The following is a 23,463-nucleotide window of genomic DNA, read 5'->3' as shown; positions in this document are numbered from 1 at the left end:
TGGCATGGCAATCACAGCATTGCCGACATACGGATCTTCCATATGCCGACCGTTCAACACCCCACTATGATGCCTTGATTGATGGATGCGGCGAGATGCCCGCCTGTGATGCCCAGGTATAGCCGCCACCCACCACCCGCTCAACCCTGATTGCGCCGCAGAGCCGAACCCGTCTGCTGCCGGAAAGAACCGCCATGTCCTCTCTTACCCACTTCGACGCCCAGGGCCAGGCCCATATGGTGGACGTTGGAGCAAAGCCCAGCACCCACCGCATCGCCGTCGCCGAAGGCCGCATCACCATGAAGCCTGAGACCCTGGCCATTGTGCAGGCCGGCACGGCCAAAAAAGGCGACGTGCTGGGCGTGGCCCGCATCGCCGCCATCATGGCCGCCAAAAAGACCAGCGACCTCATCCCCTTGTGCCACCCCCTGGCCCTGACCCGCGTTGCCGTGGAGTTCGAGCTGGAGCCCGAATCCAGCTCCATTCTCTGCACCGCCACCGTCGAGCTAAAAGGCCAGACCGGCGTGGAAATGGAAGCCCTGACCGCCGTGCAGGTCGGTTTGCTGACGATCTACGATATGTGCAAGGCGGTGGATAAGGGGATGGTGATGGAGGGGGTTAGGGTGCTGGAGAAGCGGGGGGGGAAGTCGGGGGATTGGATAGCCTGAGATTAGCTTTAAAAAAGCGCCAACCGTAAATTCTTCGAAATTAAATTAACTACTCTTTAATTTGGCCAGTGAATTTTATTGATATTTAGTCGCTTCATATAATAGAAGCACAAGAAATCCACATAAATAAAATTATCTAAAAGAGAGAATTTTATAATCAAAAATAGGAATACTATGCAAATCAAAAAAGCCTCATTTAAAATGAGGCTTTTTACTAGTTTTCAGTGTCTATTAAGACGATGCAGCCTTGAAATCTTCGCCGCCAGGAATAGTACCAACGGAGCAGCTACCAGGCAACAACTTCTTCAATTCAGCCTTTGCAGTCGTTGATGCCATGCACTTCATGCCACCAATCTGCTGACCTGTAAGACCACCCTTATCTGCTCCCGCCAAGTCTGCAGTTGCAATGTTGGTTCCATCCTTTTTCAAAGGTACAAAGTACAGATACTCACCGTCAGGAATACCAAGTTCTTTGTTAGCCGTGTCTTTGAGAGCCAAGCGAGCCGCACCAATATCATTCGTCGCGATTTCAAGCACGTACTTTCCAGCCACAGGCTTGCTGTTGGCAGCAGGAATTTCGCAACCCCAGCCACCAGGGCCAGGGTTTGTGGGAGATAGTGCGTCCATGGAGGTCTGATATTTAGCAGAGACATCAGAGCGACAGGCCGAACCTTGCAGCACCACCTCAGCAAAGCGCGACTTAGCCATATAACTTTGATAAGCAGGCAGGGCCACGGCAGCCAGAATACCGATGATCGCCACAACGATCATCAGTTCGATCAGGGTGAAACCCTTTTGAATGGAACGCTTCATTTCAAACTCCCTAGTTGGATGAGACACACGCTACCAAGCAAGCTGCATGCCAACAGTTTGGCAAAGGCAGGCCTCATCCAAGGCGACACGTTTGGCAGCATTCAAGAGAGTTTTAGTAACAAATTTGACGTATCCGTCACAGGTTATGACAAATTTGTCAGCGACTTGGTGTGAGTCAAGTCGATGCTTACTCCACGACAAAGCGCATGGTGCTTCCCGCCAGGTCCACCGTATCGCCATTGAGCAGCGGCACAGACAGAGGGCCCACCACCTGGCCATTGAGCTTGAGGTCTTCGCTTGCGCCCTCGAGTTGGGTGAGCACAAAGCCATGGGGCTTCTGGGTGATGGAGGCGATGGCTACACCGGGCTTGCCCAGGGTGGTGACGACCTTGAATAGAGGTATTTCCCTGCCAGCCAGGCTGCCGGTGAGCATGCGAATGACCGCGTGGCGCTCGGGCAGTGCGGCGAGCGAGCCCTGAATGGTGGAGCTGAAGCTGGAGATTTCACCAAACCCCGAGGGACTGGCGACTTTGGCATAGCCGCTGTCTGCCTCTTCGGAAATATGCGCCAACGCCTTTTTGTTGCTCTGGGCAGACGACGGGGCACTCGAATCGGCAATCACGGTATCGAGAAAGCGGATTTTGTAGCGGCCAATGTCCAGCAGGTCACCATTGAGCAGGTCCTGCTTCTGGATGGCGCGACCGTTGACATAGGTGCCGTTGGTGCTGCGCAGGTCTTCAATGCTGACCTTGCCGCCAGAGATGGTGAGCACGGCATGCTCGCCGCTGACCGCCAGATTCTCGATCACGATGTCGTTGTAGGGACGACGACCCAAGGTCGTGCGCTCCTTGGTGAGCTGTACTTCCTTGATGACTGCGCCGTCGATTGAGATGACCAAAGTCGGCATGCTCGAAGCTCCTGAGGAAACGCCAAGTCCTGCTTGGCTGCACTGGCTAGGACCACTCCCACTTGAGTGTGTGATTCAGCGCTCAATCATCAATCGTAACTGGATGAAACGCGCTTGCATGCTGCATCTTATTTCACTAATTCGATGAAGCCAGCTATTCGATTGAAATTTTCAACCATGCTGTCATTCGACTGCAGCATCTTTCGAATCGCACCCGCAATCTATCAAGTCGCCATATAAGAAAAGCCCGCGCTCGTTGAAAGCGCGGGCTTTTTTGCAAATCTTTGCAAAGTGGCGACAGTCACCTATCCGTGATTTAGAACGGGATGTCGTCATCCATGTCGTCAAACCCCGAAGCTGCGCGCTGGGGAGGAGGAGCCATGGGCGCAGGAGCAGGACGCTGCTGCATGGGTGCCGGTGCGGGGCGCTGCTGAATGGGAGCGGGAGCCTGACGGCGGGGTGCTTCGTAGCTGCTTTCGCCATAGCCATCATCGCTGCCGTAGCCGCCTTGCTGCTGACCACCGCCCTGGCGGCTGCCCAGCATCTGCATGGCGTCGGCACGGATTTCGGTAGCGTAGCGTTCCTGACCGGAGGCCTGGTCGGTCCACTTGCGGGTGCGCAGGCTGCCTTCCACATAGACCTGGCTGCCTTTGCGCAGGTACTGGCCCACGATTTCGGCCAGTTTGCCGTTGAATACCACACGGTGCCATTCAGTGGCTTCGCGGTTTTCTCCGGTGTTCTTGTCGCGCCAGCGGTCTGTGGTGGCGATGGTCACATTGGCCACCTGATCGCCGCTGGGGAAGGTGCGCATTTCGGGGTCACGACCCAGATTGCCGACGATGATGACTTTGTTGACGGATGCCATAGAGATACCTTTTCAAAAAGTGGCCCGGGCAATTACGAAAGGTCCCGAACCAATGAACCTCGTATTCTGCCCCAAGCCAGCCATGACGAGCACGGGATTGCCCTATATCCCATCACGGCGATACATGGTGCCCCAGCAGGAAAGGGGCCACTGCGCGCGAGCAGCCGAGCAAGGGCAGCCCCGCTGCGAGGGCTGCGTCCCCCTCCGCGTAGCAGAGAGGGGGAAGGCGGGGCCGCCTAGGCGCACAGCGCCTCAGGGGGTGTTGCTGTAAGTCAGTGACGCCCCACCGGGCGCAGCGGCCAGGTCACGACCAGCCACAGGGCAACGAGCACAGCCGTCATGATGAACAAGCCCGGCACGCCCGCAAATTTGGCGACTGCACCACCGACAGCGCCACCGGCAAACAGGCCCAGCGACTGCAGCGTGTTGTAGGCACCCAATGCCGCACCACGCAGCGGCGCCGGAGCCATGCGCGAGACCAGACTTGGCTGGGTGGCTTCAAGCGCATTGAAGCCGCAGAAGAACAGAAACATCAGCAGCGCCATGCACCAGACCGTCGGAATGGTGCCGCTGGCGGCCAGCATGCCCAGACCGATCTGCACGACCAGTACCAGGCCAATGGCTCCCAGCAAGGCCTTGCGCAGCTTGCCCTTGCGCTCCATGGAAAACAGCAGGCCCATGGCCAGAAAGGACAGCAGCACGGCCGGCAGATAGATATGCCAGTGCTGCTCCTTGGCCAGACCGGCCTGCACCAGCATGGCAGGCACGGCCACCCACATGGACATCTGCACGGTATGCAGAATGAAGACGCCAAAATTCAGGCGCAGCAGATCGGACTGGCCCAGCAGCTCGCTGAACTTGCCCTTGGGCGCATCGGCATGCTGCCTGGGCTCTGGCGGCACCACCCACAGCACCACGGCAATGCCGGCCAGCGCCAGCGCGCAAGTCAGGCCGAAGATGCCGGACAGGCCTATCCAGGCATTGAGCAGCGGCGCCAGCACCAGCGCCAGTGCAAACATCAGGCCGATGCTGCCGCCGACCATGGCCATGGCCTTGGTACGCACGCCATCGCGCGTCAGATCGGCCAGCAGGGCCGTGACGGCGGCAGACACGGCGCCTGCGCCCTGAATGGCACGCCCCGCCATCAGGCCGGTCAGCGAGTCGGCCATGGCCGCAATCAGGCTGCCCGCCGCAAACACCAGCAGGCCGGCGACGATGACACGCTTGCGGCCGATACGGTCGGAGGCCAGACCGATGGGCAACTGGAACAGGGCCTGGGTCAGGCCATACAGGCCCATGGCCAGGCCGATCATGGCCGGGTCGTCACCGCCCGGGTATTTGCGTGCCTCCAGCATGAAGACGGGCAGCACCAGGAACAGGCCCAGCATGCGCAGCGCAAAGATCAGCGCCAGGGCGCCGCTGGAGCGGCGTTCCTGGGAGGTCATGGTGGAAGAGGATTTGTCCGTGCCCTGCGTGCCCGCGCTGGGGGAGGTATTGATTTTTTTCACGCTCAGATTTTGCCAAGAGTCAAAGTCTTATGCCCAGGTTAACTAAACCACTGCCGGGCAAAAGAGAGGAAATAAAACCGTAGATTGTCCGTGAACCTGAATCATCTAGTCACGCGCAAGCCCGTCTGACTATCATGGAGAGTTTTCCCCGTCTGGAGCGCCCGTGTCCCTGAAGCCTGATTCGCCCTCTGAAGTCCATGATGACAGCCTCTATCTGGGCCGTTCTCTGGCGCAGACACGTATCGCCATTCGCGGCGCACGCACGCACAACCTCAAGAACATCGACCTGGACATCCCTCGCAACCAGCTGGTTGTGATCACCGGCCTGTCGGGCTCGGGCAAGTCCAGCCTGGCCTTCGATACCTTGTACGCCGAAGGCCAGCGCCGTTACGTGGAGAGTCTCTCGGCCTATGCACGCCAGTTTCTGGGCCGCCTGGACAAACCCGATGTCGATCTGATCGAGGGCCTGTCCCCCGCCATTTCCATCGAGCAAAAGGCCACCAGCCACAACCCGCGCTCCACCGTGGGCACGGTGACCGAGATCAACGACTATCTGCGCCTGCTCTACGCCCGCGCCGGTACACCGTTCTGCCCCGACCACAATCTACCGCTGCAGGCCCAGACCATCAGCCAGATGGTGGACAGCGTGCTGCAGCTTCCCGAAGACACCAAGCTGATGATCCTCGGCCCCCTGGCGCGCGAGAAAAAGGGCGAGTTCGCCGAGCTTTTCGTGCAGCTCCAGGCCCAGGGCTATGTGCGCTTTCGTGTAGACGGGCAGATCTACGATGCCCAGTCCCTGCCCAAGCTGGAGAAGAACGAGCGCCACAACATCGATGTGGTGATAGACCGCGTCAAGGTGCGCGAAGACATCAAGCAGCGCCTGGCCGAGAGCTTTGAGGCGGCCTTGCGCGCCGGCGGTGCCGATGCCGGCGGCCGCGTCATCGCGCTGGAGATGGACGGCGGCAAGGAGCATCTGTTCAGCGCCAAGTTCGCCTGTCCGCTCTGCGACTACTCCCTGCCCGAGCTGGAGCCGCGCCTGTTTTCCTTCAACTCCCCCATGGGAGCCTGCCAGGCGTGCGACGGCCTGGGCAACAGCGAAGCCTTCGACCCCGACCGCGTCGTGCCCTTCCCGTCGCTGAGTCTGGCCAGCGGCGCCATCAAGGGCTGGGACAAGCGCAACAACTACTACTTCTCCATGCTGGAGAGCGTGGCCAAGCACTATGGCGTGAGCACCGAGACGGCGTTCGAGGAGCTGCCCGAGAAGGTGCGCGACGTGATTCTCTTTGGCTCGGGCGACGAGTCCATGGAGTTCAACTATGTTTTCGAGAGCGGCGAACGCAAGGGCGAAGCCTTTATCAAGTCGCACCCGTTCGAAGGCATCATCCCCAATATTCAGCGCCGCTTTCGCGAGACCGAATCCCAGGTCGTGCGCGACGATCTGGCCAAGCTGCGCAGCATTCGCAAATGCCCCGAATGTGAAGGCACGCGCCTGCGCCGCGAAGCGCGCTTTGTGCGCGTGGGCGATGGCGAGCAGGCCCGCTCCATCTATGAGGTCAGCCATGCCACGCTGGCCGATGCGCTGGGCTGGTTCAAGCAGCTGAGCATGGCCGGGGCCAAGGCCGAAATTGCCGACAAGATCGTGCGCGAGATCGCCTCGCGCCTGCTCTTCCTCAACGATGTGGGCCTGTCCTACCTGAGCCTGGACCGCAGCGCCGACACGCTCTCGGGCGGCGAGGCCCAGCGCATTCGCCTGGCGTCCCAGATCGGCTCGGGCCTGACGGGCGTGATGTATGTGCTGGACGAGCCCTCCATCGGCCTGCACCAGCGCGACAACGACAAGCTGATTGCCACGCTGGAGCACCTGCGCGATATCGGCAACAGCGTGATCGTGGTCGAGCATGACGAAGACATGATGCGCGCAGCCGACCAGATCATCGACATGGGCCCGGGCGCCGGCGTGCATGGCGGTCGCATCATGGCCCAGGGCAGCTATGAAGACATCAAGGCCAGCCCCGATTCGCCCACGGGCCGCTACCTGAGCGGCGTGCAAAGCATTCCCGTGCCCAGACAGCGCACCGCCTGGCTGCCCGTGCTGCGCAAGGACAGTGAAGCCGAAACCAGCCAAAGCACATCGCGCTTTCCGGTCACGGCCGCCAAAAAGCGGGAATCTGCGAGCAAGGCGCGCACCGACCTTCAGGCGCTGACCGTGCAAGGCGCGCGCGGCAACAACCTCAGGAATGTGACGGTGGACTTCCCCGTCGGTCTGTTCACCTGCGTGACCGGCGTCTCGGGCTCGGGCAAATCCACCCTGGTCAACGACACGCTGTATGCCGAAGTGGCACGCCAGGTACACCGTGCAGGCACCGAGCCGGCTGCGCATGACGATATCGCGGGCATCGACTATTTCGACAAGGTCATCAACGTCGACCAGTCGCCCATCGGCCGCACGCCGCGCAGCAACCCGGCCACCTATACCGGCCTGTTCACGCCCATCCGCGAGCTGATGGCCGAAACCAATACCGCCAAGGAACGCGGCTACGGCCCCGGGCGCTTCTCGTTCAATGTCTCGGGCGGCCGCTGCGAAGCCTGCCAGGGCGACGGCGTGGTCAAGGTGGAGATGCATTTTCTGCCCGATGTCTACGTGCCCTGCGACATCTGCCACGGCCAGCGCTACAACCGCGAAACACTGGAAGTGCAGTGGAAGGGCCGGAACATCTCGCAGATTCTGGAGATGACGGTCGAAGACGCTCATGCCTTCTTCAAGGACGTGCCCAGCATTGCGCGCAAGCTGCAGACCCTGCTGGACGTGGGTCTGTCCTATATCCGCCTGGGCCAGAGCGCGACCACGCTGTCGGGTGGCGAGGCCCAGCGCGTCAAGCTCGCACAGGAGCTGTCCAAGCGCGACACCGGCCGCACGCTCTACATCCTCGACGAGCCCACCACGGGGCTGCACTTTGCCGACATCGCCCTGCTTCTGAAGGTGCTGCACCAGCTGCGCGATGCGGGCAACACCATCGTCGTGATCGAGCACAACCTCGACGTCATCAAGACCGCAGACTGGCTGATCGACATGGGCCCCGAGGGTGGCTCGGGCGGCGGCCAGGTCGTGGCTCAGGGCACGCCAGAGGAAGTCGCGGCCAACCCGGCCAGCGTGACGGGCCGCTACCTCAAGCCCTATCTGGACAAGGCTCCTGCCAAATCCAGAGCCAAGTCGGCCACAAGCCAGGATTGACCAAACACAGCCGGCCATGCAGGGCCATGGCCGGCGACACCGAGGAGAGAAGCAATGCAGAAAGATGTCTGGGATTTCGTCATCGTGGGCGCGGGCATGGCCGGTGCATCTGCCGCCTGGCAGTTGGCGCAGTCGGGTGGCGATACTCCGCCTTCCGTGCTGGTGCTGGAGCGCGAATCCCAGCCCGGCTATCACACCACCGGCCGCTCGGCCGCGCTGTTTGAAGAGCATTACGGGCCCGCCCAGGTGCAGGCCCTGACCCGCGCCAGCCGCGCCTTCTACGATGCGCCACCGGCCGGTTTTGCCGAAGCCCCCATCCTCACGCCGCGCGGCGTGCTCTATGTGGGCACGGCCGAGCAAAAGGATCTGGTCGACGCCGCCTACGCCGAAGCCACCATCCACTCCCCCGAGGCCCGGCGCCTGAGCGCCGAGCAACTCAAGACCCTGGTTCCCGTGCTCGACACCGAGGTCTTGGTGGACGGCTTTCTGGACACCGGCGCACGCGACATCGATGTGCACGGCCTGCACCAGGGCTATATCCGCGGCCTGCGCCAGCGCGGCGGCGATCTGTGGTGCAACGCCGAGGTCCAGGCCATCACCCGGGTCAACGACTTCTGGCACATTGCCCTGCCCCAAGGCCGCTGCCTTCGTGCCAAGGTCATCGTCAACGCCGCCGGGGCCTGGGTGGATGTCGTGGCCGCCATGGTGGGCGCGGCGCCCATCGGCATCACGCCCAAGCGCCGCAGCGCCTTCACCTTCCCGGCCCCCGAAGGCATGGATGCCACGCACTGGCCCGCCATCATCAGCGCCGATGAAAACTGGTACATCAAGCCCGACGCCGGCCAGTTGCTGGGCTCGCCCGCCAATGCAGACCCCGTGGCTCCGCACGATGTGGTGCCCGAAGAGCTGGACATTGCCACCGGCATCTATCACATAGAGGAGGCCACCACGCTGCAAATCCGCCGCCCCTCGCATACCTGGGCCGGCCTGCGCAGCTTTGTCGCCGATGGCGAGCTGGTGATAGGCTGGGATGCCTCGCCCACGCCCGTGCCGGGCTTTTTCTGGGTTGCCGCCCAGGGCGGCTATGGCATCCAGAGCGCCGCCGGCTACAGCCTGCTGGCGCGCAATCTGCTGCTCGGGGAGACGCTGGATGCGGCGCTCGCCGCGCAGAAGGTGAATGTGGGGGCGGTGTCACCTGCGCGTTGTCAGCTGGCGACTCAGAATTGAGATCTGGTTGCGCTTTGTGGGCCTGCGCTTGATGCCGATTTGATTCGATTATTACGGCTTGCTTGATTGGCACTCAGAGGGAGGGCTCGGCCCGCCCTCTGCCCTCAAATCAGCCAAGAAACAAAAACGGCTTGCGCCCCAAAAGACACAAGCCGTTCAGAACCTCAGGCAGTCTCAGACCACCCAGGCGGTGCCACTATCAGTTCTCGATCTTGGCGAACTGAACAATCTTCGAGTACTTGGCAATCTCGGTGTTGATGTACTTGCCGGCATCCACCTTGGGATCGGCCACCACGTTGCCGGTCTCCTCCATCTTCTTGCGGAACTCGGGCGAAGCCATGGTTTCTTCCAGCGCCTTCTTCAGCTTGGCGGCGATGGGAGCGGGCAGGCCCTTGGGAGCCATCAGCGCAAACCAGCTGTTGATGTCCACGTTCTTGAACTGGGGCAGCTCGGACAGGGCAGGAATATCGGGGGTGATGGCCGAGCGCTTGGCTTCGGTCGTACCCAGGGCCACGACCTTGCCGGCCTTGATATGGGGCAGGCCCGAGGACAGCACGAACACGCCGAACTCGATGTTGTTGCCCACCAGGTCGGTGGTCAGCGGTGCCACGCCCTTGTAAGGCACATGGGTCATCTGCAGCTTGCCCTGCTCCTTGACCAGCTCGCCGGCCAGGTGCAGCGCCGTGCCCACGCCGGAGCTGCCGTAGCTGAACTTGTCGGGGTTCTTGGACACCAGGCTCACGAACTCGGCCGCGTTCTTCACGCCGGCCTTGTGCGATGCGACCAGCACCATGGGCTGGGAACCCACCAGGCCGATGGGAGTGAAGTCGCCAATGTTGTACTTCACCGCCTTGTTGATAAGCCTGGCGATGGCCAGCTCATTGTTGGCGCCCACCATGATGGTGTAACCGTCGGCTGGGGCCTTGGCCACCTTCTGCGCACCGATGGCGCCACCGGCACCGCCCAGGTTTTCCACCACCACGGGCTGGCCCAGCTGCTTGGCCAGGCCGTCGGCCACCAGACGACCGACCAGGTCGGTGCTGCCACCGGCCGGGTAGCCCACGACCATGGTGATGGCCTTGCTGGGATAGTTGTCGGCGGCGATGGCAGGCACTGCCACGGCAGCGCCCAGCAGCAGGCCCGCAGCGATGGCGGTACGGCGGAGGATGTTTGTGTTCTGCATGAAACTATTCCGAATCTGTATGAGGCAATTGTCCGAATACGGAGAAAACCTTTTAGTGCCGATCTGGCACATTTCCGTGCCATTTCAGCACATCAACGCGTTTTTGAGCAAATAGAGGGGGAGCAATGCCGCAAAGAGCCCGATACCCGCTGTTGTTTTTCCAGCCTCAAGTCTGGCCGCAGGCAAAAAAGGAGTGACCGCTCATTTACTGGCCAGTGATATCGGTCCAGAACTGCTCCGCAGCGGTGCTCAAGCGGCGTTTGGGCCGATAAAGCCGCACATCGAAATGCACGTCCAGGCTGCCGTCCCCGGCCAGCGCCAGACGGCCGTCCTGGCAGTCGCGCTGCACCATGGACCAGGGCATCCAGGCCACGCCCAGACCCTTTAGCACGTACTCGTAATTGGCATCCGCCGAATCGCATTCGATGCAGCGGCGCAGACGCGACCACAGCGGATGGCTGGCCAGATGATCTTCGGCCAGCCGCCCCAGCGCCATGCTGTGCGAGAAAGCCAGATAGGGCACGGGGCTGGCACCGGGCAGCAGGGCCTGCGCCAGTGCAAACAAGGGCTTGCCTTCGGCATCGGCCCGCGCCACGGGCACCAGCTTGTCGCTCATCACCGTCAGATAGCTGAACTGACGGCCATCCAGTCGCACGGCAATGGCCGCATGGTGATAGAGCAGGGCAAAGCTGACCTCGCCGCGCTGCAGCATGTGCACGGTTTCGTCGAGTGTGCGGGTAACGATGCGCATCTCCGCCGTCTGCAGCACGCTGCCGTAGCGCGCCAGCCAGTCGGCCACGATGGTGCGCGCCAGGGTACGCCCCGTGGCCAGCGTGATCACATGGGCCTGCCGACCGGCCACGGCCTGCAGCTCGTCATGCGACTGGGCCAGGGTGCGCACCATCTGCTCGGCGGTGTCGCGAAAGGCTTCACCGGCCGGGGTGAGGCGAACCGGCCCGCCGCCCGCTTCGATCAGCGGCGTTCCAGCCCATGCCTCCAGCGCACGAATGCGCCGGCCGAAGGCGGGATGGGTGACATGGCGCAGCTCTGCCGCACGGGTGAAGCTGCGCTCCTGAGCCAGAAGCAGAAAGTCTTCCAGCCATTTGCTTTGCATGGCCAGAGCCTACCCTGACTCAGCTCTGGGCTGCAGCCTGCAGCGTGGCGCGCGTGGCGATGGCGGCTTCGCGTGCAGCCTTGGCAAAGTCATCGCCCTGCCCTGCGTACAGAATGGCGCGCGAGGAGTTGATGATGATGGGTCCACCGCCAATGCGGGCCGCCTTGACGGTCGCCACGGCATCGCCTCCCTGTGCACCCACGCCGGGAATCAGCAGCGGCAAGGTGGGAGCCACGGCACGCACGCGCTCGATCTCGTTGGGACGGGTTGCACCCACCACCAGGCCCAGCTGGCCGTTGGTGTTCCAGGGGCCCTGGGCCAGCTTGGCCACATGCTCGAACATATGGGGGTTGCCAGGCACATCGGCCAGGACCTGGGCCTGCAGATCGTCACCGCCGGGGTTGGAGGTGCGGCACAGCAAAAAAGCCCCCTTGCCCTCGTACTTGAGATAGGGCGTGATGGAGTCGAAACCCATGAAGGGAGAGAGCGTCACGGCATCGGCGCCATAGCGCTCGAAGGCTTCCTTGGCGTATTGCTCGGCGGTGGAGCCGATATCGCCGCGCTTGGCATCCAGAATCACGGGCACATGGGGTGCCACTCGGCGCATGTGCTCCATCAGCTTTTCGAGCTGGTCTTCGGCACGGTGGGCGGCAAAGTAGGCGATCTGGGGCTTGAAGCTGTTGACCAGATCATGGGTGGCATCGACGATGGCTGCACAGAAGTCGTAGATCTTGGACGCATCGCCCTTCATGGCACCGGGAAAGCGGCTGGGTTCGGGGTCCAGACCCACGCACAGCATGGAGTCATTGCGCGTGGACGCGTCGCGCAGCATGTCGATAAAAGTCATAAAGCGTGATTTTAATTGCTCGACCCTTCCAAGCCCCGCTACAGGTCTTGCGCCAAGCCGCAAAGCAGACGCACACACCAACTCAGTGACACCGAGGAAGCGCCGCCGCGCACCGACGGTGTCGTCCCCCTCCCGCGAAGCGAGTGAGGGGGAAGGCGCGAAGCGCCACAGGGGGAGAAAGTCATCCCGGGGGGAGATAATCCACACCCATGCCTTCGTTCACGCCCAAACAGCTCATTCTTCTCGTCCTGCTCACCATCGTCTGGGGCCTGAACTGGCCGGTAATGAAGCTCGGCGTACAGCATTTCCCGCCGCTGAGTTTTCGCATGGTCAGCATGTGGATAGGCCTGCCGATTCTGGCCCTGTTTGTGACCAGCCAGCGCTTGCCGCTGACCATACCGCGCAGCTACTGGGGCCAGCTGGCCAAGCTCACGCTGTTCAACATGGTGCTCTGGCACTGCCTGATCATCATTGCCATCCCCACGCTGTCCAGCGGGCGCGCGGCGATTCTGGGCTACACCATGCCCATCTTCTCGGCCGTGTTCGGCAGCCTGTTCTTCAAGGACCGGCTGGGCGCACGCGCCTGGGCCGGCGTGGGAGCGGCCTTTGCCGGCGTGCTGCTGCTGCTGTGGCATGAAGTTGGCGCTCTGGGCAGCAAGCCCCTGGGCGTGATGCTGATGCTGATCGCCGCGGCCGGCTGGGCCTGGGGCACGCAGCTGCTGCGCCGCACCGAGGCGCCGGTGCCGCTGATGACGCTGTCGCTGTGGATGGTGGCCATCACCACCGTGGTGCTGACTGTGCTGGCCTTTGTTTTCGAGCGCCAGCAATGGCATATGCCCGACCAGAGCGCTCTGGCTGCCATCGCTTTCAATGGTGTGCTGGTGCTGGGCTTCGCCCAGGCCGTGTGGTTCTATCTGGCCCGCAGCCTGCCGCCCGTGGCCTCCACGCTGAGCGTGATGATGATTCCGGTGCTGGGCGTGTTCGTGGGCGCCTGGTGGCTGGGCGAGGTCTTGCACTGGCAGGACTGGACTGCTGTCTGCCTGATGGTGGTGGCGATTGCTTCGGTGCTCTGGCCTGCCAGAAGCAGCCGTTAATTCGCGGGCGGCTGCGTCTTGCACACGGTGTAGCGCAGCTCGGCCATTCCCGGGCCCATCTGCTGCACGGACTGCAGCTGCAGCACGGGACTCAGCAGGCGGCGCGGCAACAAAGGCTTGCCACGGCCCAGAGTGGCCGAGCCAATCTGCACGATGACTTCATCGAGCAGGCCCGCGTCATGGAACTGTCCCGCCAGATCTCCGCCACCCACGATCCAGATGTTCTTGTCGCCGGCTGCAGCCCTCATACTTGCCAGCACGGGCCGCACATCGCCGCTGACAAAGCGTACATCGGCTCCCTCTATCAACGGCAGCTGACGGCTGGAGAAAACCCAGGCAGGCTGTGCATAAGGCCAGGCCGCGCCGCTCTCCTTCTTCACCGCATCGGCGTTGCGGACCATCCACTCATAGGTGGACGAGCCCATGGCCAGCGCACCGACCTGGGCAATAAAGCCCGGATAGCTGGACTGCGTCAGGCTGCCCAACGGAAACAGCCAGTCCAGAGAGTCGTCTTCGGTGGCAAGAAAGCCATCCAGGCTGGAAGCGGTGTAGTACTGGGTCTTCATGATGGAGCGTAGTTTGCCCTGGCGGCACAGGCTCTGACCGCTACAAACCTGTCGTCAGGACAAAAAACCTCGGGCGCTGCGTCCAAAAGTCAGTCCTGGGGTGCGGGAGCCAGATTCCGCGCCGTGGCCAGCATGGTGGCGCACAGCAGCTCCTGGCCTTCGCGGCAGGAAAACACATCCGCCCTGGCAACCGTCAGCAGCTTGCTGGCCTGGATGACGCGGCCACGGGCCAGCAGGCTCGTGCCATTGGCCGCCGCCAGGTATTTGATGCTGCAGTCCACGGTGGCATTGATCCAGCCCGGTGGCAGCAGCGTCCCTGCCGCCGATACGGCAGCAAAGTCTGCGATGGCAAAGACCGGCGTTGCCTGCAACTGGCCGGGCCTGAAACTCAGACTGTCCTGATAGGGCAGGCAGAGATCGACCTCGCCGGGCTCTATGCGCTCAAAGCGCAGTTGCAGCATCTGCGCCACTGGCATGGACAGCACCAGCGCCCTGATGTCTCGGGCAAAGTGTTCGTTCTGCGGTGTCATGACTTGCTCCCCCTCCTGCCGGATGGACCGGCATCATTGCCGCCTCGCGCAGAGACGCGAGGAAATCCCGGTTTCGAGGCTGGCCGCTGCTCGCGCAGACGAAACCATTCCACATGGGAAACCAGGTGCTGACGCAGAGCGCTGCGCTTGGCGATTTCGGCATCGATCTCGGCAATGCGCTCCTCAAGCCTGCAGACGATCTGGCTGGCCGTCAGGGACTTGCAGCGGTAGGCCGGCAATACCTCGGCAATCTGCGCAAGAGAGAAGCCACATTGCCGCGACATGGCGATGAATCGCAGCTCGCGGATCACGCTGTCATCGAACTCGCGATAGCCGGAAGGACGCCGGCTGGCGGCAATCAGGCCCAGACTCTCATAGTGGCGAATGGCGTGTACGGACACACCCGACAGGCTGGCAAGTTCCGATATCTGCATGGCGACAAGGCTAACAAGCCTGGGGTTACACGAAGGTTGGTGTCCACCAGATGTTCACACAGTTTGTCATCCGCACTGCGGCCATAAAAAAACGCACTGTGAATCCACAGTGCGTTTTTTGGGGAAAGACTTCCGGGGCGATCAGGCCACAGCGACTTCCTTCTTTGCAGAGCGTGCCTGCATGAACTTGCCCAGTCCGACCACCAGCACGGCACCCGCTGCAGCAGCGACATAGTGCAGCCAGGGGTGAGCCATGGTGTAGCCATGCAGCAGATTGTCGTTGACGATGGTCTCGCCGCCCACCCAGCCGATCAGCGCCGCGCCCAGCGTGACGATGACGGGGAAGCGTTCCATGAGCTTGATCATCAGCGTGGAGCCGAAAATCACCAGGGGAATGGAAATGGCAAGGCCCAGGATCAGCAGCACCATATTGCCCTGGGCGGTCGCGGCCACGGCAATCACGTTGTCCAGGCTCATCACCAGGTCGGCAATCAGGATGGTGCGGATGGCGGTCATCATGGAGCCATGGCCCTTGGATTCGCCCTCGCCGTCTTCGTCGCCAGTCAGCAGCTGATAGCCGATCCACAGCAGCAGGCAACCGCCCACAACCTGCAGGAAGGAGAGTTCCAGCAGCTTGGCAGCCACCACGGTCAGCACGATACGCAGCACCACGGCGGCGCCGGAGCCGAACATGATGGCCTTCTTTTGCTGTTCAGGGGGAAGAGAGCGCGCGGCCAGTGCGATGACCACGGCGTTGTCGCCGGAGAGAATGATGTTGATCCAGATGATCTTCACCAGGCCGATCCAGAAATCGGCGCTATTGAGCATTTCCATGTTGACTCCACTGTTTTGAATATGAAAGCGCCGCATTGCGCGGCGCTTTCTTTTAAGAGTGGAGGCAGTGTAGGGCGCTAAGCCCATCTTAGCCAGTTCGTAATACTGCGTAAATTCAACGCGGTATCACGAACTTTTGCACGGGCTTACTTCTTCAGCAGGCCTTGCAGCAGGCGACCCATTTCGGAAGGGTTGCGGGTGATGGTGAAGCCGCACTCTTCCATGATGGCCAGCTTGGCGTCAGCCGTGTCGGCACCGCCGGAGATCAGGGCACCTGCGTGGCCCATGCGCTTGCCGGGAGGCGCAGTCACGCCGGCGATGAAGCCCACGATAGGCTTCTTCATGTTGGCCTTGCACCACTGGGCAGCTTCGGCTTCGTCGGGACCGCCGATTTCACCGATCATGATCACGGCATCGGTGTCGGGATCGTCGTTGAAAGCGCGCATCACGTCGATGTGCTTCAGACCGTTGATGGGGTCGCCACCGATACCGACGGCGGAGGACTGGCCAATGCCCAGTTCGGTCAGCTGAGCCACGGCTTCGTAAGTCAGCGTGCCGGAACGGGACACCACGCCCACGCGGCCCTTCTTGTGGATGTGACCGGGCATGATGCCGATCTTGATTTCGTCAGGCGTGATCAGACCGGGGCAGTTGGGGCCCAGCAGCAGAGTCTTCTTGCCGCCGGCAGCTTCCTTGGCCTTCATCTTGTTGCGCACTTCCAGCATGTCGCGCACGGGGATGCCTTCGGTGATGCAGATGGCCAGGTCCAGGTCGGCTTCAACAGCTTCCCAGATGGCAGCAGCAGCACCTGCGGGAGGCACGTAGATCACGGACACGGTAGCGCCGGTTTCCTTGGCAGCGTCCTTGACGGAACCAAAGATTGGGATGTCGAAAATCTTTTCGCCAGCCTTCTTGGGGTTCACGCCTGCCACGAAGCAGTTCTTGCCGTTCGCGTATTCCTGGCACTTTTCAGTGTGGAACTGGCCGGTCTTGCCAGTAATGCCCTGGGTGATGACCTTGGTGTCTTTGTTGATAAAGATCGACATGTTTCTATCTCCGGGGCGTATTACTTAACGGCAGCAACGATCTTGGTCGCTGCTTCAGCCATGGTGTCGGCAGCGATGATGGGCAGGCCGGAATCCTTGAGGATTTGCTTGCCCAGTTCTTCGTTGGTGCCCTTCATGCGCACGACCAGAGGCACGGACAGGTTCACGGCCTTGCAGGCAGTGACCACGCCGGTGGCGATGGTGTCGCACTTCATGATGCCGCCGAAGATATTGACCAGAATGCCCTTGACTTCGGGGTTCTTGAGCATGATCTTGAAGGCTTCGGTCACCTTCTCGGCCGTAGCGCCGCCGCCCACGTCCAGGAAGTTGGCTGGTTCGCCGCCGAACAGCTTGATGGTGTCCATGGTGGCCATGGCCAGACCGGCGCCGTTCACCAGGCAGCCGATGTTGCCGTCCAGGGAGATGTAGGCCAGATCGAACTTGGAGGCTTCGATTTCGGCAGCGTCTTCTTCGTCCAGATCGCGGAAAGCCACGATTTCGGGGTGACGGAACAGAGCGTTGGGATCAAAGTTGAACTTGGCGTCCAGGGCCATCAGGTCGCCCTTGGAGTCGCAGTTCAGGGGGTTGATTTCCACCAGCGACGCGTCGGTGTCCATGTAGCACTTGTAGATCTTGGCGAACAGATCCACGGCCTGATCCACGGACTTGCCTTCCAGACCGATGGCAGCTGCCACCTTGCGCGATTGCGCTTCGGTGATGCCGGTCAGGGGGTCGATCATCTCGGTGATGATCTTTTCGGGAGTGGAGTGAGCCACTTCCTCGATGTCCATGCCGCCTTCGCTGGAAGCGATCAGGGCAACCTTCTGTGTGGCGCGGTCGGTCACCAGCGACACATACAGCTCGTTCTTGATGTCGGCGCCGTCTTCGATGTACAGGCGGCGAACCTTCTGACCTTCGGGGCCGGTCTGGTGAGTCACCAGCTGCATGCCCAGAATCTGCTCGGACAGTTTTTGCACGTCCTCGATGGACTTGGCAACCTTCACGCCGCCGCCCTTGCCGCGGCCACCAGCGTGGATCTGGGCCTTCACCACCCACACGGGTCCACCCAGCTTCTGGGCTGCTTCAACAGCCTCTTGCACGGTAAACGCAGGAATGCCACGGGGAACGGGCACACCAAATTGGCGCAAGATTTCCTTGCCTTGGTATTCATGAATCTTCATGACTTTGTCTCTCTGAACTGAGGGGAAATACCCGCTTGCCACCGACTCGGGGGAGCCTGGCCATCGGGTTCATATGACATGGCGAGCAGGAATGTACCATGCTGCACCGCGCAAAACGACACCTGAACATGCGCAAAATCCACAATTTCGCGCAACTTTGTCGTGTTCCAGAAACAGCTGCAATGCCTTGAATTCTTTAGGGAAATTATTCCTACACGATATCTTTTCTTCCCGCAACTTTCTTATGTCTTATATACGAGTCAAGGACATTAAGGCAGCGGCTGGCAATGTGCTGACAACTGCGAATAGCTGCAGCGTCTACTGGGCCATTCGCGCGAGACTTGGCTCAGAACGTGATTGCGATCTCTACGCAGCCGCGTTGGAGCGCAATCGGGATGAGTTCGAAGCGATGGCTCGCCGCTTGCACCGGGGTGCAAGCAAGAGACAGAGTGCAGAAATCGTCCGATTTCGCTCCAACCCTCCGGGACAGGGGCTTTGCGGACGCCCGGTCAGGGGCAGTCTGCGGCGTTGCCTCGCCGGCCGCGCGAATCCTCGCAATAGCACAGCTATTGCTGCGGTATCGCGCGCGGGGGGCCGCCCCCTAGCATCCCATCCCGCAAAGCCTCTGTCGCGGCGCGATGAGAGCTCAACCACGTTCTCAAAGACAGGCAGTGCACATCCCTGACGAGATTCAAGGACAATCACCGTTCGGAAAGCGGCAATGGTGCCGCAGGCAGCGGCATGTAAACCAAGAAATGCGCGCGCCGGTGCAGGAGAAAATGCAATGGCAAAAGTCTTTATTGACGGAGAAGCAGGAACCACGGGTCTGCAGATCCGTGATCGTCTGGTCGATTTCGCAGGTGTGGAACTGGTCAGCATCGACCCCGCACTGCGCAAGGACCCGGCCGCCAAACGCTCTCTGATTGCCGGTGTGGATCTGGTCATCCTCTGCCTGCACGACGATGCAGCCCGCGAAACAGCAGCCATGGTGGACTCCATCACCGCAGAAACCGGCCGCGCCATCAAGATCATCGACGCCTCCACCGCGCACCGCACGGCCGCAGGCTGGGTCTATGGCTTCCCCGAACTGCGCGCCGGGCAGCTTGACGCCGTAAAGAGCGCCACCCGCGTATCCAACCCCGGCTGCTACGCCACGGGCGCCATCGCCCTGCTGGCGCCGCTGGTGGCTGCAGGCCTGATTCCCGCCGACTACCCTGTGAGCCTGCCCTCCGTGTCCGGCTACACCGGCGGCGGCCGCACCATGATCGAAGCCTATGAAGGCGGCGATGCCGCCCCTTACGAGGCCTACGCGCTGGGCCTGTCGCACAAGCACATTCCCGAAATCCTGCACTACACCGGCATGACCCGCCGCCCCGTGTTCATCCCCGCCGTGAGCAACTTTGCCCAGGGCATGCTGGTGCAGCTGCCGCTGCACCTGGATCTGCTGCCCGGCGCACCCAAGGCCGCCGACCTGCACGACGCCCTGGCCAGCCATTACGCCCAGACCAACACCAGCGCCAACTGGGTCAGCGTGTTGCCGCCCACGGACGACAACAAGCTGGCCGCCGACACCCTGGCCAATACCAACAAGCTGGAGTTGCGCGTATTTGCCAACGAGCAATACCGCCAGGCCGTGCTGATTGCCCGCCTGGACAATCTGGGCAAGGGTGCCAGCGGCGCTGCCGTGCAAAACCTGCAGATCATGCTGGGTCTGTAAGCCCTGCCCTGCTCCCGAAAAAACGGCCCTGGTGGCCGTTTTTTGCTTTCCACGTCCTGGCAAAAATCGTAGAAGAAATTAATTTTTCATATTCTCATTATTTTGAAATTTAAATTTCTTGTTTTGTCCAGACGGAAAAGCACCGGCTGTGCTTTGCGCAAGCCACTTCTATAGTCGCCCCATCTGAGCTGTACCTGCCAGAGCCTTTCCCGGCCTTGTGATGCCTGCCGCGCCTGACCCCGGCGCGGCGGCATCCGCGCAGGCAGCAGTGGATGCGCGGAGCTGCTACCCCTGCTCTCGTAGCCGTTCTCAGTCCCACTGTTGTACGAAAGCGAGGAAACCATGTCTTCCATTCCCGTCTCTGCTGCGCGCAGCGATGTCAGCACCGTGCAGGAGCGCGACATCACCTTTGGCCGCATCATCTGGCGGCTGATTCCGTTTCTCACCCTGATCTGGTTTCTGGCCTGGGTAGACCGTGTCAACGTCGGCTTTGCCAAGCTGACCATGATGAGCGACCTGCAATGGTCCGACGCCGTCTATGGCGCAGGGGCCGGCATCTTCTTCATCGGCTATTTCTTCTTTGAAGTCCCCAGCAATCTGCTGTTGCACAAGTTCGGTGCCAAGAAGACCATCATGCGCATCACCATAGGCTGGGGCGTGACCGGCATCCTCATGGCCTGGGTGCAGACGCCTTTGCAGTTCTATGTGCTGCGCTTCTTGATGGGTGCTTTCGAAGCCGGCCTGCAGCCCGGCGTGATTCTCTATCTGACCTACTGGTTGCCGGCGCACCGCCGCGGCAAGGCCCTGGCGTTCTTTGTCTCGGCGTCGGCCCTGTCGCTGATGCTGGGCAGCCCGATTGCCGCCTATCTGATGGAAACCTTCCACGGCGTGGCCAATCATGCGGGCTGGCAATGGCTGTTCATCATCGAAGGCATTCCGTCCGTTCTCGCGGGCATTGCTGCCTACTTTCTGCTCAGCGACACACCGGCCAAGGCTCCCTGGCTCAGCGCCCGTGAAAAACAGCATGTAGCCGAAGAGCTCAAGGCCGAGGAAGCCTCTTTGGGCCAACGCGAGCACAGCTTCTGGGCCTCCATGCGCAACCCTCGCGTGCTGATGCTGATCCTGATCTTCTTCTGCATCGTGGCCGGCAACTCCACGCTGGTGTTCTACGGACCCAGCATCGTCAAATCCGTGGGCATCACCGACCTCAAGACCTTGGGCTGGGTCATGTCCCTGATCTACGCCTGTGGCTGGATAGGCATGGTGGGCAACGGCTGGCTGTCCGATCGCAAAAAGGAAGTGCGCTGGCACACGGCGATTGCCGCTGCCATGGGCGCTGTCGGGCTGGTGCTGACGGCCTTGTTCCTGCAGCAGGGCAATGTGACCGGCGTCGTCGCGTCTCTGGCTCTGTCATCGCTGGGCACCATGGGCTCCATCCCCGTGTACTGGCAGATTCCCAACCGCTTCCTCTCGGCCACTGCCCTGGTCGTGGGCCTGGCGGTCATCAACTCTGCAGCCAATCTGGCCGGTTACTTCTCGCCGCAGTTGCTGGGTCTGCTCAAGTCCAGCAGCGGCTCGTATGCGCCAGGCCTGCTCATCATCGCTGCCGTGGAGTTCTGTGCCGCCATTCTGGTGCTGCTGTTCGTGAAGCGCGACAGCGCCGGGGTCGCCAAACAGCATCCATGACCCATAGGCCGCAGGCCAGATGCAATATGCGCAAGCAGTTCCACGACAGCGATGACAATATGCACGGCATGACCGTCAACGGCAGAGTGCCGGGCCGCGCATAGCGCTGCCCTCGCCCTTACCCTCCAAAGCCGCAGGTCTGCGGCTTTTTTCATATCTGCATTCATCAATTTCGCAGCAGCCTGCGCAGCATCTACAAGGTTTACATGGCAGTTATTTTGAATTTCTCAGATAGGACTAGCGTTAACAGCTCCTGCTTCAGGAGCAGGAACGGCTGCGCATGAACGCAGCCGCCGCGCAAAAGGCCACGGCCATCGGCCTGATCGCCGTACTCTGCTGGAGCTGCACCGTGGGTCTGATGCGCGCCGTGGCCGAGCCGCTGGGCGCCGTCGGCGGCGCGGCCTGCCTCTACACCATGGCCGCCATCTGCATTGCCGCAGCACGCGGGCGCAAAGGCTGGCGCGAGCTGGCACGCTGGCGCAGCATGCACCCGGCCTACCTCTGGGGCTGCGGCCTGCTGTTTGTGGTCTATGAAATCTGCCTGTCCGTAGCCGTGGGCCTGGCCCACGACCGCAGCCAGGCCATGGAAATCGGGCTCATCAACTATCTCTGGCCCAGCCTCACCATCGTGCTGGCCGTGCTCTGCGGCCAGCAGGCGGCTCGCTGGTGGCTGTGGCCAGGCGTGCTGATCTGCCTGTGGGGTCTGGCGCGCGTGCTGGGCGGCGACAGCTTCAGCCTGCCGGTCATGTGGAGCCATGTGCTGGGCAACCCGCTGGCCTATGGCATGGGTTTTGCGGCCGCCCTGCTCTGGCCGACCTACTCGCTGCTGGCGCGCCGCTATGGCTCAGGCTTCAATGCCGTGGGTCTGTTCGTGACCTGGACTGCCATCGCACTGTGGCTCAAGTGGCTGATGCTGGGCGAGTCACAACCCATGCTCTGGACCTGGCTCACCGCCGGCCAGGTCTTGCTGGTCGGGGCGCTCACGGCACTGGGCTACAGCTGCTGGGAGCACGGCATCCAGCATGGCAAGCTGGCCCTGCTGGCCGCGGCGTCCTATTTCACACCCGTGCTCTCGGCGCTGATGGCCAGCGCACTGCTGCAAGTGCTGCCGGGCTGGAGCTTCTGGCAAGGCGTGGCACTGGTCACGCTGGGTTCGCTGGTCTGCTGGTGGGCGACGCGCAGCCACCGACATTGAGCCGGCGCCAGGTCGGCCGGGCGCTCAGGCAGTCAGCCAGATGCCCAGGCCGAGCACGACGGCATGTCCGGCCAGCAAAATCCACAACAGCGTCCAGGGCGGCTCGGTCAGGCCCTGCAGCATCTCCTCGATGCGAGCGCCCAGAAAGACGCGCAGCGCCGGGTCGTCCTTGCCGCCTTCGCTGCCCCACTGGGCACGCGTGCGTCCCCATTCCTCAAGCAGATCGGACAACGGCAGGCGATTGAGCACGCTGCGCACCACGAACTGCACAGCGCGCCCGTTGCCCACCCAGGGCTGCAGATGCTCCATCGCTGCGCCCACGGTGAGCAGATCGGCCGCCTTGTGCATGGCCTGGTGAGCGCTAGGCAGGGCCTCGATGCGCTGTGCCAGCATGGCCGCCAGGCGCTCGGCCAGGCCCTGGCCGTAACGCGCCACCAGCTTGCCTGCCGCCCGGGCGCGGCCCAGCTGCAGACCGACCATGAGGTAGGCGGGAATGATGAAGATCAGCACCACGGCCACCAGCAGCGGCGGCGACATCAGCAGGCTGATCACGGCGCCGTAGATGCCGGTATGGGCCGAGGCATGAATGCCCTGACCAGGATCGGCCATCAGGCGCGAAAAATAGAACACGGCCGCGCCGCAGCCCAGCACCAGGGCCAGCAAGGTACCCAGCATCAGGCCGCCCAGCAGCGATTTGCCGGCACTCAGGCCCACGCGCAGGGCGGATGGGGCGTCAGGGGGTTGCGAAGCAGTCAGCACGTGGGTCCCTCCGGTGTGAGAAGCTGTTGCCGCCGCAGGCGGGCGGGGAGCGGGCTG

21 protein-coding genes are annotated in these 23,463 nt (G+C 61.9%); 7 read left to right on the top strand and 14 right to left on the bottom strand.

Features of this window, described 5'->3' with window-relative positions; genetic code table 11:
- Positions 1–194 precede the first annotated feature (194 nt).
- Positions 195–668, top strand: a complete 474-nt coding sequence (gene moaC / locus JAO85_RS11345; protein ID WP_202788104.1) for a cyclic pyranopterin monophosphate synthase MoaC — start codon at positions 195–197, stop codon at positions 666–668.
- A gap of 231 nt (positions 669–899) precedes the next feature.
- Here the strand turns inward: moaC and JAO85_RS25775 are convergent, their stop codons facing one another.
- From JAO85_RS25775 to JAO85_RS11325, 4 genes are all read right to left on the bottom strand, one after another.
- Positions 900–1,481, bottom strand: coding sequence for a prepilin-type N-terminal cleavage/methylation domain-containing protein (locus JAO85_RS25775; protein WP_202788103.1), 582 nt, complete (start codon positions 1,479–1,481; stop codon positions 900–902).
- A gap of 187 nt (positions 1,482–1,668) precedes the next feature.
- Complete coding sequence (locus JAO85_RS11335; protein WP_202788102.1) at positions 1,669–2,388, bottom strand: FHA domain-containing protein; 720 nt, start codon at positions 2,386–2,388, stop codon at positions 1,669–1,671.
- Positions 2,389–2,704: 316 nt separating this feature from the next.
- Positions 2,705–3,253, bottom strand: coding sequence for a single-stranded DNA-binding protein (ssb, locus tag JAO85_RS11330; RefSeq protein WP_202788101.1), 549 nt, complete (start codon positions 3,251–3,253; stop codon positions 2,705–2,707).
- Positions 3,254–3,525: 272 nt separating this feature from the next.
- A complete protein-coding gene (locus tag JAO85_RS11325; protein WP_034394557.1) occupies positions 3,526–4,698 on the bottom strand; it encodes an MFS transporter in 1,173 nt (390 codons plus the stop codon).
- Between the two features lie 226 nt (positions 4,699–4,924).
- On the opposite strand from JAO85_RS11325, the gene uvrA reads away from it, so the two are divergent.
- Both uvrA and JAO85_RS11315 read left to right on the top strand, forming a co-directional pair.
- Complete coding sequence (gene uvrA / locus JAO85_RS11320) at positions 4,925–7,993, top strand: excinuclease ABC subunit UvrA (RefSeq protein ID WP_057094119.1); 3,069 nt, start codon at positions 4,925–4,927, stop codon at positions 7,991–7,993.
- Positions 7,994–8,047: 54 nt separating this feature from the next.
- Positions 8,048–9,220, top strand: coding sequence for an FAD-binding oxidoreductase (locus JAO85_RS11315; RefSeq protein WP_202788100.1), 1,173 nt, complete (start codon positions 8,048–8,050; stop codon positions 9,218–9,220).
- Positions 9,221–9,419: 199 nt separating this feature from the next.
- Here the strand turns inward: JAO85_RS11315 and JAO85_RS11310 are convergent, their stop codons facing one another.
- The 3 genes from JAO85_RS11310 to pyrF all read right to left on the bottom strand — a co-directional run bounded on the left by JAO85_RS11310 (position 9,420) and on the right by pyrF (position 12,364).
- Positions 9,420–10,403, bottom strand: coding sequence for a tripartite tricarboxylate transporter substrate binding protein (locus JAO85_RS11310; RefSeq protein WP_003064714.1), 984 nt, complete (start codon positions 10,401–10,403; stop codon positions 9,420–9,422).
- A 205-nt stretch (positions 10,404–10,608) separates the two neighbouring features.
- Positions 10,609–11,517, bottom strand: a complete 909-nt coding sequence (locus JAO85_RS11305) for a LysR family transcriptional regulator (RefSeq protein WP_054074265.1) — start codon at positions 11,515–11,517, stop codon at positions 10,609–10,611.
- A gap of 19 nt (positions 11,518–11,536) precedes the next feature.
- Entirely contained in the window at positions 11,537–12,364 is an 828-nt protein-coding gene (gene pyrF / locus JAO85_RS11300; RefSeq protein ID WP_003064718.1) for an orotidine-5'-phosphate decarboxylase, read from the bottom strand.
- Between the two features lie 209 nt (positions 12,365–12,573).
- Here pyrF and JAO85_RS11295 point away from each other — a divergent pair, with 209 nt between their 5' ends.
- Positions 12,574–13,458, top strand: a complete 885-nt coding sequence (locus JAO85_RS11295; protein ID WP_003064721.1) for a DMT family transporter — start codon at positions 12,574–12,576, stop codon at positions 13,456–13,458.
- Here the strand turns inward: JAO85_RS11295 and JAO85_RS11290 are convergent.
- From JAO85_RS11290 to sucC, 6 genes are all read right to left on the bottom strand, one after another.
- The gene (locus JAO85_RS11290) at positions 13,455–14,024 is read right to left on the bottom strand and encodes a dihydrofolate reductase family protein (protein ID WP_003064723.1); all 570 of its coding nucleotides are present in this window, start codon (positions 14,022–14,024) and stop codon (positions 13,455–13,457) included. The genes JAO85_RS11295 and JAO85_RS11290 overlap by 4 nt on opposite strands.
- An 89-nt stretch (positions 14,025–14,113) precedes the next feature.
- The gene (locus tag JAO85_RS11285) at positions 14,114–14,554 is read right to left on the bottom strand and encodes a PaaI family thioesterase (RefSeq protein WP_202788099.1); all 441 of its coding nucleotides are present in this window, start codon (positions 14,552–14,554) and stop codon (positions 14,114–14,116) included.
- Complete coding sequence (locus tag JAO85_RS11280; RefSeq protein ID WP_039050364.1) at positions 14,551–14,988, bottom strand: MerR family transcriptional regulator; 438 nt, start codon at positions 14,986–14,988, stop codon at positions 14,551–14,553. Before JAO85_RS11280 ends, JAO85_RS11285 begins: the two co-directional genes overlap by 4 nt.
- Positions 14,989–15,129: 141 nt before the next feature.
- On the bottom strand, positions 15,130–15,822 hold the full coding sequence (locus tag JAO85_RS11275; protein ID WP_003064737.1) for a TerC family protein: 693 nt from the start codon (positions 15,820–15,822) through the stop codon (positions 15,130–15,132).
- Positions 15,823–15,968: 146 nt separating this feature from the next.
- Positions 15,969–16,868 (bottom strand): succinate--CoA ligase subunit alpha, encoded by a 900-nt coding sequence (gene sucD, locus JAO85_RS11270; protein ID WP_003064739.1) that lies wholly within the window; start codon positions 16,866–16,868, stop codon positions 15,969–15,971.
- A 20-nt stretch (positions 16,869–16,888) separates the two neighbouring features.
- Positions 16,889–18,049 carry an ADP-forming succinate--CoA ligase subunit beta gene (gene sucC, locus JAO85_RS11265; protein WP_003064741.1) on the bottom strand — a complete coding sequence of 387 codons (1,161 nt, stop codon included), beginning with the start codon at positions 18,047–18,049 and terminating at the stop codon, positions 16,889–16,891.
- A 784-nt stretch (positions 18,050–18,833) separates the two neighbouring features.
- Here sucC and argC point away from each other — a divergent pair.
- From argC to yddG, 3 genes are all read left to right on the top strand, one after another.
- Positions 18,834–19,766, top strand: a complete 933-nt coding sequence (gene argC / locus JAO85_RS11260; protein ID WP_039050365.1) for an N-acetyl-gamma-glutamyl-phosphate reductase — start codon at positions 18,834–18,836, stop codon at positions 19,764–19,766.
- A 342-nt stretch (positions 19,767–20,108) separates the two neighbouring features.
- Positions 20,109–21,452 (top strand): MFS transporter, encoded by a 1,344-nt coding sequence (locus JAO85_RS11255; RefSeq protein ID WP_003064745.1) that lies wholly within the window; start codon positions 20,109–20,111, stop codon positions 21,450–21,452.
- A gap of 280 nt (positions 21,453–21,732) precedes the next feature.
- Entirely contained in the window at positions 21,733–22,647 is a 915-nt protein-coding gene (yddG, locus tag JAO85_RS11250; protein WP_012840365.1) for an aromatic amino acid DMT transporter YddG, read from the top strand.
- A gap of 24 nt (positions 22,648–22,671) precedes the next feature.
- On the opposite strand, the gene JAO85_RS11245 is transcribed toward yddG, so the two are convergent.
- Positions 22,672–23,406, bottom strand: coding sequence for a hypothetical protein (locus JAO85_RS11245; protein ID WP_039050366.1), 735 nt, complete (start codon positions 23,404–23,406; stop codon positions 22,672–22,674).
- Positions 23,407–23,463: the final 57 nt, after the last annotated feature.

It is taken from the genome of Comamonas sp. NyZ500 (assembly GCF_016772095.1).
Lineage (GTDB): Bacteria > Pseudomonadota > Gammaproteobacteria > Burkholderiales > Burkholderiaceae_C > Comamonas > Comamonas thiooxydans.
The sequence above is the reverse complement of the archived record's forward strand: the minus strand, read 5'-3'. Positions and strand labels throughout refer to the sequence as shown.